Annotated in this window: 11 protein-coding genes; 4 read left to right on the top strand and 7 right to left on the bottom strand. The window is 59.7% G+C overall.

Features of this window, described 5'->3' with window-relative positions:
- Positions 1–674: 674 nt before the first annotated feature.
- The 5 genes from bfr to IVB13_RS40095 form a co-directional block, all read right to left on the bottom strand.
- A complete protein-coding gene (gene bfr, locus IVB13_RS03315) occupies positions 675–1163 on the bottom strand; it encodes a bacterioferritin (RefSeq protein WP_247334912.1) in 489 nt (162 codons plus the stop codon).
- Between the two features lie 112 nt (positions 1164–1275).
- Positions 1276–1539 carry a (2Fe-2S)-binding protein gene (locus IVB13_RS03310; RefSeq protein WP_247487752.1) on the bottom strand — a complete coding sequence of 88 codons (264 nt, stop codon included), beginning with the start codon at positions 1537–1539 and terminating at the stop codon, positions 1276–1278.
- A gap of 132 nt (positions 1540–1671) precedes the next feature.
- Entirely contained in the window at positions 1672–2466 is a 795-nt protein-coding gene (locus IVB13_RS03305) for a caspase family protein (RefSeq protein ID WP_247487714.1), read from the bottom strand.
- 187 nt (positions 2467–2653) lie between these two features.
- Positions 2654–3013 carry a hypothetical protein gene (locus IVB13_RS03300; RefSeq protein WP_247334917.1) on the bottom strand — a complete coding sequence of 120 codons (360 nt, stop codon included), beginning with the start codon at positions 3011–3013 and terminating at the stop codon, positions 2654–2656.
- Positions 3014–3228: 215 nt separating this feature from the next.
- The gene (locus IVB13_RS40095) at positions 3229–3351 is read right to left on the bottom strand and encodes a hypothetical protein (RefSeq protein WP_256464905.1); all 123 of its coding nucleotides are present in this window, start codon (positions 3349–3351) and stop codon (positions 3229–3231) included.
- A 1053-nt stretch (positions 3352–4404) separates the two neighbouring features.
- Between IVB13_RS40095 and IVB13_RS03295 the strand changes: the two genes are divergently transcribed.
- Both IVB13_RS03295 and IVB13_RS03290 read left to right on the top strand, forming a co-directional pair.
- On the top strand, positions 4405–4950 hold the full coding sequence (locus IVB13_RS03295) for a carboxymuconolactone decarboxylase family protein (RefSeq protein WP_247335101.1): 546 nt from the start codon (positions 4405–4407) through the stop codon (positions 4948–4950).
- Between the two features lie 43 nt (positions 4951–4993).
- A complete protein-coding gene (locus IVB13_RS03290) occupies positions 4994–5356 on the top strand; it encodes a DUF488 family protein (protein WP_247487712.1) in 363 nt (120 codons plus the stop codon).
- A 901-nt stretch (positions 5357–6257) separates the two neighbouring features.
- On the opposite strand, the gene IVB13_RS03285 is transcribed toward IVB13_RS03290, so the two are convergent.
- Complete coding sequence (locus IVB13_RS03285) at positions 6258–6944, bottom strand: antibiotic biosynthesis monooxygenase (RefSeq protein ID WP_247334919.1); 687 nt, start codon at positions 6942–6944, stop codon at positions 6258–6260.
- A gap of 386 nt (positions 6945–7330) precedes the next feature.
- Positions 7331–7783, bottom strand: coding sequence for a DUF1003 domain-containing protein (locus IVB13_RS03280; protein WP_247334925.1), 453 nt, complete (start codon positions 7781–7783; stop codon positions 7331–7333).
- A gap of 1537 nt (positions 7784–9320) precedes the next feature.
- Between IVB13_RS03280 and IVB13_RS03275 the strand changes: the two genes are divergently transcribed.
- Both IVB13_RS03275 and msrA read left to right on the top strand, forming a co-directional pair.
- Positions 9321–9710, top strand: a complete 390-nt coding sequence (locus IVB13_RS03275) for a hypothetical protein (protein WP_247334930.1) — start codon at positions 9321–9323, stop codon at positions 9708–9710.
- 287 nt (positions 9711–9997) lie between these two features.
- Complete coding sequence (msrA, locus tag IVB13_RS03270; RefSeq protein WP_247487709.1) at positions 9998–10510, top strand: peptide-methionine (S)-S-oxide reductase MsrA; 513 nt, start codon at positions 9998–10000, stop codon at positions 10508–10510.
- Positions 10511–11111: the final 601 nt, after the last annotated feature.

Below are 11111 nucleotides of genomic sequence, written 5' to 3'. Positions count from 1 at the left end.
CGCGGTTCGTTGTCATCGGACGCAGATCACTCCTTCCCGGAGCGTTAAGGCTAGCGGAGCGTTGTCCTCCAGCGTAGGCTTCCAATTCTCTCTGAAGGAGCCGAGCCTGCCGACAGCCGCAACAAATCTTGGTGAACTCAATCCCGAGCAGCGCCGTGGAGCAAAGCCAACACGCTAGCTCGTCGTGTCGCACACCTTATTGTCAACGGCGCGGATCCGAGCCGAAGACTCCCAATGACCTTCTCGCGACAAGCGGCTACAGAGATGGCCGACCAAGTCCACGCCTTGTCGGTTAGCTCGGAAAGCAATCCATCGCTCTTGAGCGTAGCGCTAGTCGGAACTTTCCACGCCATCCCCTGTCTTTTGCGAGAATGTGACGAGCGGATACCGTTCGATCCCACCTTCACCATCTATGACCGAAAGACTCGGCCGACCCGATGAATTTGGTCCGGCTGAGCAGCGATTTTCCACCACTGAGTGCCAGTGGCACTTGCCTCGCCATGTACTCACGTTCCGTGAACGCGGAAACGTCACGGAGGGGGCCCTGGACCGGTTCTCTCCTTGCTCCGCCAGTAGGACCAGTGAGCTGAAGCAACCGCTCGCAGCCTTCGCGGAGGCAAAGCAGGCGCAGAACGCGAACTTAGGACTGGCAGAAGGGACTATCGACGTAAATTTCAGTGCTCTTCGCTCTTGAGCTCACCGACATGATTCTGGGAGTAAAGCTCGATCCCGATCCGGTTGATCAAATCAAGCTGCGTCTCGAGGAAATCGATGTGGTGTTCCTCGTCCGTCATCAGGTTCTCGAACAAGTCGCGGGTGACATAATCCTTCACGGAATGACAATGCGTCGCCGCCTCTTGGTACAGCGCACGCGCGCTCATCTCGGCGGCGAGATCGCACTCGATGATTTCGTTGACGTTCTGGCCGATCCGCAAGGGATCGAGTATCTGCATGTTGGGAAAGCCCTCTAGGAATATTACACGGTCGGTGATGCGATCGGCGTGCTGCATCTCCTCGATTGATTCCTTGCGCCAGACCTTGGCCATCTCCGAGAGGCCCCAATTGGCCAGCAGCCGGTAGTGCAACCAGTACTGGTTGACGGCAGTGAGCTCGTGACGCAATCCCTTGTTCAGATACTCGATGACTTTGGGGTCGCCCTGCATGATGAACTCCAACAGTTAAGGCGGGTCTTGGACCCTAGGAGTTTAGAATGCTTCTGGCAAAAAACAAGCAAGCAGGCATTCCAGGCGCGAACGAGCGGCAAATCCACCGAAGTCAGGGCGCTGCGGGCGCGACTTTGGGCTCATCCCCCGCGTCATCCATGATCTGGCTATGCGGGCAGCCGGCCTGACAGGCTAGCGCACATTCCCTGTATGCCTCGTTGATGATCGTCTTGACGGTGCGGGCGCAGCGGCCGCATTCAGCGCTACAACCAAGGCAGTCATAGATCTGCTTGGCATTGCGCGGCGCGTCATCGGCCGTGTTGACGGCGTGGCGAACATCGTGGTCGCTGAGGACATTGCAGGAGCAGACGATCATGAAGCGCAAGAGACCTCCGGTGATGCGGCGTCGTCGATACGGGACGGCGTCGAAGTGCGTTGAAGGTCCCAAACAACGCGGAGATGAGTGAATAGCGCACTCCAGGGAAAGTGAGCCCTTGATCCTTAGATCTCAGCAGAACTCTGTTTGATGACTCGCGGCGGCGGCCAGCTGCGGAGCCGACAGAGCACACGGCAGCGCGCCGTCGCGTATCGGCGAAAGGTCAATGTTCTCGGTCAGCGTAGACGACACAGCTGGAATCTGTTGGCCCTGGGTAGCAGCCACCACGGCGTTTCGCGTGTTGTTGAAGACCTCCTCGATTCCTTTCGAAGACCCGATGCGCTCAAGAAGAGCGGTCATCAGCTGGCTATGTAGTTCGTCCACGTCTTCGACCACTTGGCCAGGCGCCGCTGAGCTCAGGATGAGCGCGTTTTCACTCGTTTGAATAGGCGCAAGTCCGTGTGAGTAATTCCTGAAGCGCCGCTCGTAGGGGTTGCGCCGCGAGGCCTCAATCACTATGAGCCGTACGCGTGCTCCGGAAGACTTGAGTTGCGAAAGGAGGCGGTCAATACTTACGCCTTGTCGGCGGACATCTTCTTCAGTCCAGATCTTCGCATCGACCGGAATCAGATAATTCTGTCCGTCAGATTGGACACCGTAACCTCCGAAATACACTAACACAATTGAGTTCAAATGTACTTTTGCCGTTAGACGATCAATTGCGCGGGTAATGTCGGGACGCGCCGCATTGTCAACTGCGTCGACCAGAAAACCGTCGTTGCGAAGAGCATTTGTCAAACCTTCCGCATCGCGTGTCATTTGAGAAAGAGGAGAGTCGGCATCGGGATAGGTTGAATTGCCAATCACTAGAGCTAGCCGATTAGTACCGACGGGGGCAGATTCACCCGACCCAATGCGCGCGCTCATAGACCGAGGCGTCTCCAACCGCATTGTCCTGTCGAGGCCGGTTGAGAACAAGCCGAGCAGGACTGCGATGCCGACTAGTATTCTGGGAACTGTCATTTCATTACGGTCTCCAGTTCACCGAGGAAATGCTCCTTTGCGTAAGACTTGGCGTTAACAGCATTCGCGCACTCGCACCCCGTCGCGTCCTTCAATTGCGGCGCGCGGTCCAGTAGCCCGAGCATCGTGACATTCCTGAGTGGCCGCTCCAGGTCCCCCGACCGGACGTTGCGAACAATTTGCCCGAACCGGCGGCAACTTTGTCTTGGACCGTTACCGAAGCGCGAACCGCGCCGGACCTTGCGACGTAACCTCGAAATTTTACGAGATTGGGATGCGTGACAATTCCGTTGGTCACATCGACATTAAAGCTGTAACTGGAATCGCAGGTTCCCCTTTGCGTCACGAAGACGAGATCCCAAGAGCCGTCGTAGGCCGAGCGCCCATATGCTGCCGGTGCAAATGCAATGAAACAGCTTGTGGCTGTGATCATAAGCGAACGTCTTGTCATGATAGTTCTCCTATCTAGTTAGCAAGAGTTTGTCTCGATCGGTCCAGTAGTGGCGGGCATTCGCCCGGAACCGGTGCGGTCTCGGATCAAAGCCGTTGGGACTTTTCGTACGCACGCGGTAGTCCTTCAAGCTTTGGGTATATTGAGAAGACGACTTCGAAGGCGTGAAGTGCACTTCAAGCTTGGGCGGGCGACGATGTTTCCATGAAACTCGGTCATCCCGTTTCGCTGTCGAGCTTGTCGAAGCATGCGAACGGCGGCTTGCTGGAAACGTCGATGTAGAGACCAGACTTCCTGTTGTCCCAGTATTCGTTGGAGAAGGGAACGCTTGGTCCCATCGGTCTGCGTCTCGCGATACTGCTCGGAGTCAACTTCGAGACCGCTTCGGCGGTGTTCCTGTAGGTCGGCATCCGCCGTACTCCGTGGTGTGCTACATTGAAGATATGTATCGGGTCGTCGACCGTCCAATCACCTCCAGCTATCGAAACGATGCCATGAGTTTGCGCGAGCGGTCGCCGGCGGCGACGGCGTCTGCTTCAATCCCGGCTGAGGTCGGGTTAGGCTCTTTGCGTCCTGCGAAGTACCGGCCGAGAAGGTTGTCGCGTTTGTTCTCGGGCATGTTCCCCGGTCTCACCGCGGGTTTAGGAAAGGCTGCGAGGTTTCGTGCGACGTATGCGCACCGCCCGCGCAGCGAGCGCGGGGGTCAATTCGCCCCCTGATGCTCTGAAGGATCATTTCCGAGCCCGGTGCCAGAGCCATCAAAGCGGTGACCGAGGCGAGCGCCGCCGCGGTCCATATCACGTGCCGGCATGCCTGAACAACAGTAGCGGATGCAAAGGGCTGACGCGCAGTACAGGATCGGCAATGGCGGGGCCAACGACGGTGCCGCCGTCATGTTGATGGACTAGCCCAACCGCCGGCGTCTCGAGATCTAAAGCGCTCGCGGAATTGAGAGAGTTGAAACACGACGCCGATCTGGCGCGGCGCGTCGCGTCACTTGGCAACAGCGAAGGTTGATCACGGGGGTCTTGCTGCGGCTTAAAGTGCCCGCAGCACATCACGCCCGCTTCCGCGAGCTCGAGCAAGCGCTCGATCCGGTCAGGTACTGCATCTTAGACTGGAAGGCGAGGTGGGGGCGTTCAGAGCCGCCGGTTCCACCCCGGTCAGCGCGGCGAGCAGCTGAGCACGAAGTCTGGGACTGCGACATCAGTGCCCGATCGGCGCTCGGCCGATGACCTGACGTTATGGACTGCATGATCAACAAGCATGAGCGCCGCGGTGCGACGCGTCCTAGTCTTCGAGGCAGTCCGGTCGCTACCGGTAGCTGAAACGTCGGCGTTGGTTGCTTCGTCACCAACCGAATAGTCGTTGGCGGTCTAATGGAGGATCAAATGCCACGCATTTCCATTCCGAAACGCGAGGACGCTCCGGTGGGCTCCAAGCCGATCCTCGACAACGTCGAAAAGATGCTGGGCTTCGCGCCCAACCTGCACCGCCTCATGTCGATCAGCCCGAACGTGCTCTCCGGCTGGGCTACCCTGATGGCATCACTTGCGAAGACGCTGGACATCAAGACGAGAGACGGGATCGCGCTGGCGGTATCTGAGGCGGACGGGTGCGACTACTGCCTGGCCGCGCACAGCTTTATGGCGGGCAATCTAGCCAAAATCCCAGCGGACGAAATCGAGTTGAACAGGGAGGGCCGATCAACCGATCCCAAGCGCCAGGCTGCGGTCGCCTTCGCGAAAGCGCTCATCGAGACGCGCGGCAAAGTTTCCGACGCCCAGTTTACGGCCGTCAGGGATGCGGGGTGGACAGACGCCAACATCGTCGAGATGATCGCGCTGACTGCTCAGTTCTTGTTGACGAACTTCATCAACAATGCGGTGCAGACCCCGATCGATTTTCCCGAGGTCAGCCCCGCGAAGGCGACCTAATGCGAGTTGCCCTCCTTTACGGAGGAGAGGACTGGAGAAACCAATGTCTCGACACTCCTGTCGGCTTGGTGTTAAACGTGTGTACGAGCTGCCCGAGGGCTCGGACGGCACGAGGGTGCTCGTCGATCGCATTTGGCCGCGCGGACTCACGAAGGAGCATGCCAGCGTGAACGTGTGGCTGAAGGACATCGCTCCGAGCGGCGGCCTCAGGACCTGGTTTGGTCATGACCGGAACCGGTGGCGCGAGTTTCACAAGCGATACTTCGAGGAGCTCCGCGCCAATCGCGCCGCAGTCGAGCACCTGACAAATCTTGCATTGACGGGCAAAGTCACGCTGCTCTTCGGCGCGCACGATACCAAGCGCAACAACGCCGTAGTGCTCGCGGACTATCTCGCGGCCCGCTAATCGGGGGTGATGTACGGAATCGGAAGCTCGCTCAAGTCGTCGTCATAGCTTGCCGCCGGCCCGATGCCGACGTTATCGTTAGCGCGGATGTCGGCGCTAAGGCCCAGCGTCCGCCCGGCGTGACACATGTTCGCAGCCTGCATCAGTTGTGCGCGGCCTCGTCGCCAGGCGTTCCTTCGAGCTTGTGGAGCGCTCGAAGCAGTCGCAGCCGCCATCCCTGACATGGTGGTACGACACGGCTACTGCGACGTCGGATAGCGGCATTTTCCGCCTTCGCGCCTGCAGCCGTGTGGTCATCGTCATGCATGCGGCGAGCGAAGCACTTAGCAACTCGGGGCCGCCTCCCCGGTGGCGCCCCTGCTGTCGGGGCCGCGATTGAGAACACCGATGCGCCGGCAGGCCGTTAAGCGTGCCAGCATCGTCAAGGTCTCCGGCCACCTCAGGCTGTGGCGGAGAGGTCCATCATCGTTCGAATTCGTCATCGTGCTTTCCTTTCAGACTTGACTTGGGTCTTAGCTGGCGAGCCAGAGCAGGTCAGTGCACGATCGGTTTACACGGACCGTTCCGCGCGCCTCCGGCTCACGCTCGCTGACGACGAGAGCACGTAAGCCCTGATCACCACTGGACGACAGAAGGACGCTTCGAGGGATCGCCCAATCCAGCGCAACGAGGCCGCTATGATGTTCGAGCGGAACACGATGAGGAGCCAGACGAGCGGACGCGTTAACAGAACCCGGATTTCAGCGATGCCCTCGGCCTACGCCGTCCTCATTTCGGCGGGTCTCCTTGATCGTGTTCGCCGCTGTCACCTCGCGAGAGCGACGCTGGTTGCTCCGCGGCTCGCGACTTCGCCGACGTACGGTCTAATTCGCAGCAGGGCGGCCTTCACGACGGAGCGGTCTCAGGCGTAGAGGGTCTTACCGCCCTGGGCCTCTGCATAGTACTGAGGTGCCTCGCGACGGTCGTATTTGCCGTAATCGCGTACGATCCGCACTGTCCGAACCCGTGCCGTCTCATTCGGCGCGTAAGCGTCCTCGTAGGCCCGCGCTGCACCGGCGTCCTTCCAGGATATGAGCAGAATCAGGTCGCCGGGCGTAAGTACGGCCTCGAAGATGTCCCAGGACGTGGTGTCGGGAGCCCACGGGTTCAGGCCGAGCCACTCGGCGCAATCGTACGGGTTGTCGGTTTGCTTCCACTCCCCGGGGCGAGTCGCGTTGATAAGCGTCACCGTCGTTCCCTCCCCGACTTCGGTCTCATCGAGCCTTTGCTCAGTGACTGCGTACCCCGTCGGCACCTGATTGTCGGCAGTGATCTGGCCGACGCGCAGGTGATAGTCCGCTAGGATTTCCTCGCGCCCCTTCTGCTGAACCTCATGATGACGCCGGCGGGAGCGCCAGCGGACAAGCGACTTCTCGTCACGCCAGTTTGAAAGCGAAAGGATCCAGCCCTCGCGAATCAGGCTCTTGTATCGGATATTGTCGACGAAGCCATCGACCTGCTCCAGCTCGGGGTGCAGCCTCTTGGCGTTGTCGAAATAGTCATCCAGGCTCTCTTTGTTGGGGAGCATCTCAAAAATCACTGAAAACATACTCGTACCTCGCTCCTAGAGTGCTGCGACGCAGTCGATTCTCGACGTAGAATTGCCCGGTCGATCGAGGATCTAAGCACGGCAGTGTAGCCGTTGGCCCCATCAGCCGCACGGAAACATGCTGTCCCTGGGTGGAGCCGGACGTTTCGGATACGGATGCGAAAGAAGCTCTTCATAGCGGCGTCCTCCGGGATCTCGACCGTCGCGCAGCTCTGCCATCGCCCGGGTTGCGAGAACCGCTTCAGTCATTCGCGTATGGCTGCTCTCTGGGGCGAGAGCCGCGTGAGCCCGCTAAGCGGCCGTGCGCCGGATGAGCAAGGTACCGTTATGCACTTCCGCGCGGCGAATGAAAAATGACATCACGCCATGAAGTCGATAGTCGCTGGTTATGACCGCCCTCCGCCTTCCGCATCGGACTCGCGTGCACCCGACGCCGGCTCCTCCAACAGCACGGTCAGCATCCTGGCTGCCTCCGTTAGCTTGAGGATTTCACGCTCGCGCGGTTGGTCGATCTTCTCATGCAACAACTCTATCTCGAGCTCCGCCTTCACGTCGATCCGGTACTCGTTCTTCGCCGCCTCGCGATCGATGTCCTGCCGCCGGTTGTGGCTCATCATGATGACTGGCGCGGCGTCGGCCCCCTGGAACGAAAGCGCGAGATTGAGAAGAGTGAGCGGGTAAGGATCCGAGCGCCTGATCGCGCCCACCAGGTTGGCCGATGTCCAGACGCACAGGATCACGCTCTCGACGATGATGAAGGTCCACGATCCCATGACCGCGGCGACCGCGTCCGCTATCCGTTGCCCTGGAGTCAGAAGCGCAACCGTCGGTGGGCTCATCGATATCCTGAAGCCGACGTGAGCGGCGCGTTCGTCTGAGGTCGACAAGCAGGGTTTGCTCGGCCGGCTCCATGCCTCCGAGACGTCCCGCCTTGTCTTCCACGCAGCTAGCACCCCTTCCGCTCGACCGCGAGGTCGACGCAGGCAACTGCCACGTTCTGATCGCGTTTGGTGAGCCCTGGAGCTTCGTGGCGGTCTCCGCGAGGGCGCTCCCCGGTACCTGGCGCCGACAGCCGACGTCCTCCCCGAGCGAGACGATCAGCTCGGATGCAGAGGCAACAGGCCGCACTCCCAACCGGCACTGGAGAAGTTTGCTGGCGTGCCCCGCGTCGAGCGAACAGTGTGAGTGATGAGAGTCGATCGTTTATCTCTCGAGGCACTCGTGGCGAGCTACACGGAATCAGAAGCGAGCGCGGAGGCCGTCAGGATCACGATTGAGCGCGGCGGTGACCGCCACTTCACCGCAGACGGGAGCGATCCTAAGTCGCCGTGCCCGGCTGAAGCGAAAAACGTCAACTGCGGTCCGGAGTGCAGCTTTCCATGCGTTTCAACTCTCCTCGGCGGGTCGATGCTCTCCGCTCCCTGGGGAGATGCCCGAGAACAAACTCGCCTGGCTGGTATTTCGCAGGAGGGAAAGAGCCTCACCCGACCTCGGCCGGTAAAGGTTGAAGCTGACGACGTCGCCGCCGGCGACCGCTCGCGCGAACGGGCTGGATTCGCTTTCCGTAAAGACTTCCGCCCGGTGACGCCGTACCGCAGTCCCTGGTACACGCCTTCGCCGTAGCCCTATTCAAAGTCCTGTTGCAGCAGTGTCAGACCCGCCTCCTAGGACCTTGCAGATTGAAATACCTCCAATGTCGATCCTCATGGCATCGTTTCGATAGCTGGAGGTGATTGGACGGACGACGACCCGGTACATATCTTCAAAGTAGCACACCACGGAGTACGGCGAATGCCGACCTACAGGAACAACCCCGAAGCGGTCTCGAAGTTGACTGCCGAGCAGAATCGCGAGACGCAGACTGATCGGATCGAGCGCTCCCTTCTGCAACAAATCCTGGGACAACAGGTAGTCTGGTCTCTGCGTCGACGTTTCCAGCGAGCCACTCTTCGCATGCTTCGACGAGCTCGACAGCGAAACGGGATGACCGAGTTTCACGGAAAGCGCGAGCGCCCGCCAAAGCCCGAAGTGAACTTCACACCCTTGAAGTCGTCTTGTGCCCATTGCGTACGCCGTTTCTCGGTCGACGCGAAAGCGGAATGCAAGCAGCGGTCCTGACTTCACTCTACCAGAACGTCGGCTTTTTCCGCTCGCTTCTGCACTATCCCGGTGAGTCATTCTTGAGCATGGCCGAGTGACTGAATGGTTGACACACCCAAGACTGACTCCACCCCGACGGCCCCAATCCAAAGGAGCCGGTTTTGGGAAGCCCGGATGAAGGGGACCGTAGTGTCGAGTGTTACCCCCGAAGAGAACTGCGGTCCTCCCATTTCGGCTTGTTACCTGATCGTCAGGTGCGTGCTCGCGAGCGCCCTAATGTTGACGATGAACCTGCCATCTTCCAACGGCCATGATGCAATGCACCCCGAGCTGAACCCGTGGTTTGCGAAGCTCCGTAGTAAGTCTGGCCCCTGCTGTGATGGCTCCGACGCCCTACATCTGCGGGATGTCGAATGGACCTCTCAAAACAAGAAGGAAAGCCATTACAGGGTTATGGTGCCCAAGACCGCCGACCTCTACAGATCCGCCTCCAACGGTCAGGACATGAAGAAGGGCGATACCGAGTGGGTTGATGTTCCCGACGATGCCCTCGTTACCGAGCCGAACTTGGACCATAGCACGTTGGTATGGGTGTGGTATAGCTCCGGTTTTCAAATGACCGACCAACCGCACATTCGCTGCTTCATGCCGGGAGCGCTGACATGACCGGCGATGTTCATGATTGCGCCGCGCTCGAAATGAAAAGCGGCATCTCGAGGCCGCAAGTGTCCTCGAGAACGGTGACAGCTCGCAGGCATACACGGAGACAGAGGTCCGCTCCAAAGCACTGAGACAGCCACCTCGGCCATGTTTTACCTGACGGGGCGTTGCCACAAGGAAGGGCTGAGATACTGCGTCAACTCGGCCCCCCTTCGCGTAATCCACCGCGACCAATTGGGGTGTGAGCGATTCGGCGACTACGTGAGGTTTTTTGCAAAGCAGGAGGCCTGAAAATGGCAGGGACTACAGAACGCGCGATCCTGGCAGGCGGTTGCTTCTGGGGGATGCAGCAGCTGGTGCGGCGCCTGCCCGGTGTGATCTCAACGCGGGTCGGCTACTCCGGCGGCGACGTCGAGAATGCCACGTACCGCCACCACGGCACACACGCGGAAGCGATCGAGATCAGGTTCGATTCGAGTCAGACTAGCTTCCGCGACCTGCTTGAGTTCTTCTTCCAGATCCACGATCCGACGACTCTCAACCGGCAGGGAAACGACCAGGGTGCAAGCTACAGTTCGGCGATTTTCTACATAAACGAGGATCAGCACCGCGTCGCACAGGAGACCATCGCCGACGTCGAGGCCTCAGGGCTGTGGCCGGGCAAAGTGGTGACCGAGCTTTCGCCCGCTGGCGATTTCTGGGAGGCAGAGCCAGAGCACCAGGATTACCTGGAACGCTATCCGAACGGCTACACTTGCCATCGTGTTCGTCCACAATGGAAGTTGCCGCGCAGGAACGCAGCCTGACGGGCGATTGCGTTGTCGGTGGCCTGCGGCGCGCGCGCAGGCCCGCGGCGGGTGTCGTAAGCGTTTGCAAAGTGCTCTCGCCGCTCCCGCGAAGTCGCTCAGAACGCAACAAGGTGGTGAGGTTTGGACGGCCGGGCAAGGCCTCAGATTCTCGGCCCTGGATCATTCCATGACGTTTGGCGTGCGCGAGTCTATGCGCGTTGAATGGCCCATTTGAATTCATCGTGAGGACTTGCAACTGCCTTTGCGCATCCGTTCCAATCGGCGCTCGTGCTCAGGTGGCCTTGAGCGGTTCTAGCGATAGTCCGGCACACGAACGAGTAGGACGGAGAACCGATTTCCGTCGCGGGCGCAACGGACGCAGTCGATGACCGATGCGGGCTCTGCGAAACTGGCACCTCACATACGCGACCTGCTTTTTGTGGCGATCGCTCTCGCTGATCTGACGGACTACGGCCATTCGATGGTAAGGGCTGTTCAGCTGCCACCTACCGGATGACGGTGTGATCTGCGAGTCTGCGGTTCGGTTTCGACCGTTAGGCTTAGAATGGACACAGTGCATACTGCTATCACGGAGCCGGTGCGGCGGCTCGAGGTCTTC

Origin of the sequence: Bradyrhizobium sp. 17, assembly GCF_023073515.1 — a bacterium.
Lineage (GTDB): Bacteria > Pseudomonadota > Alphaproteobacteria > Rhizobiales > Xanthobacteraceae > Bradyrhizobium > Bradyrhizobium canariense_D.
Note: the sequence above shows the minus strand (reverse complement) of the source record. Positions and strands in the feature narration are given on the sequence as shown.